Here is a 1,476-nt window from a genome sequence, read left to right as displayed (position 1 = left end):
CTAACTGATTTGGGAATCCACTTTGTCCACACGGCCTAGAAAAAGTGTGCCGGACGTGTCGACCCTTAGCTCCGGCAGAAGTTGATATCCTATTGATTCAATTCCAAGTCTAACACTTCCCGTTGATTTTGAGCCCACCATCTGATCTAGATGTTGCTGAAGATACTTGTCATGTTTTGCCATGGCCGCGACTGCCGCCCATGCCTCATTTCCACCAAACAAAGATCCCGCAAATGCACCGGTATTATAAATGAATGACTGCGGAAACTTTTGCAGCGAGCCATCGGTCATTGCCATCCATTTAGGGTCGTTGGTAAGATAAACGTAGGCTGCAAGGTTCGCTTCTAATTGGATCCTACAATTAGCTATCCAATGTTTGAACGCTTCAATGGTTTTTGCTTCCATAACCAATGCCCCCGTTATCAAATTTATGAACCAAGGATTTGCGACTTTAGCTGTAACTGCTCACTTTTGGTAGCTTTGCGTGCGCTCTAACCCTCAAAACCAGCTTGAAACAAACTTCCTTGAACCCAAGGCCGATCATCATTGGCAGGCTCGTATCGTGAGCCACCATCTGGGCCGCTAGAGGGCAAGAGCTCAACCGTCCAGAGTGCTAGGGCAGCGCGCTTTTCTTCCAGATACCGATAACGGTTATACACGGCACGGACCCCGCCAATGCGGTGACCCAGCACGCGCTCAATCAAAATCTCGTCGACGCTCAAGCGGGCCATGTGGGTTGCGACAGTTCGCCGAAGGTCGTGCAGGGTCCAATGATCCATCGCGCGTCCAAGGCGCTTTTGACTGTCTTCCTTTAGCTTCCTCAGGGAAGAGGGCGTCACGGTGTAAAGTGGACGATATCCATTTGTTGAAGAGATCAGGAAGTCACCATCCCCGTGCTTTGGGAGATTGTTTAGGATTTCGAGCGCGCGGGGAACCAAAGCAACCACAGTCAGGTCACCCGTCTTGTAGCTTTTGCCGGGAACCACGATGCAGGAGTTCACCGTGTCCACCCAAGAAGTTTGGACACTGGCGATTTCGCGAAGTCGACAAGCCGTCAACATAAGTAGCTGGACCAGCGTGCCACTAGGATAGCCCATCTCAGCCGCGACGGCCCAGACGGCTCGTGCTTCGGCCATGGAGAGAACGCGTTCGCGTGCCGTAAATCTGGCCGGTGCCTTGATGCCGATGAGGGGATTAAACTGGATGCGCCCGGAGTCCACAGCCCAGTTCAACATACTTGATAGCCATTTTCGGGTCTCGATAGCGGCGGCTTTAGATTTTCTTGAAAGGAGACGATCAAGCTCCTTCGTAACCTCTTGCTTTGTGATCCCCTCCGGCGAGCGATCGCCCCACTTAGGCCGAATGAACTCCTTGAAGACCCATTTGGCTGTTCGTTCACTTTTCAGTCGCGGGGTGACATGTGTCTCCATATAGGCTGTCCGTCATCAAAACATTTGGCACAGATTGGTCTGTGAC

2 protein-coding genes are annotated in these 1,476 nt (G+C 51.8%); both read right to left on the bottom strand.

Annotation, left to right across the window (positions count from 1 at the left end):
* Nucleotides 1-405 (bottom strand): hypothetical protein, encoded by a 405-nt coding sequence (locus B7364_RS08285; protein ID WP_085339538.1) that lies wholly within the window; start codon nucleotides 403-405, stop codon nucleotides 1-3.
* Between the two features lie 86 nt (nucleotides 406-491).
* A complete protein-coding gene (locus B7364_RS08280; protein WP_085339537.1) occupies nucleotides 492-1,430 on the bottom strand; it encodes a tyrosine-type recombinase/integrase in 939 nt (312 codons plus the stop codon).
* Nucleotides 1,431-1,476: the final 46 nt, after the last annotated feature.

It is taken from the genome of Aquidulcibacter paucihalophilus, from assembly GCF_002105465.1.
Classification (GTDB): domain Bacteria; phylum Pseudomonadota; class Alphaproteobacteria; order Caulobacterales; family Aquidulcibacteraceae; genus Aquidulcibacter; species Aquidulcibacter paucihalophilus.
Note: the sequence above shows the minus strand (reverse complement) of the source record. Positions and strands in the feature narration are given on the sequence as shown.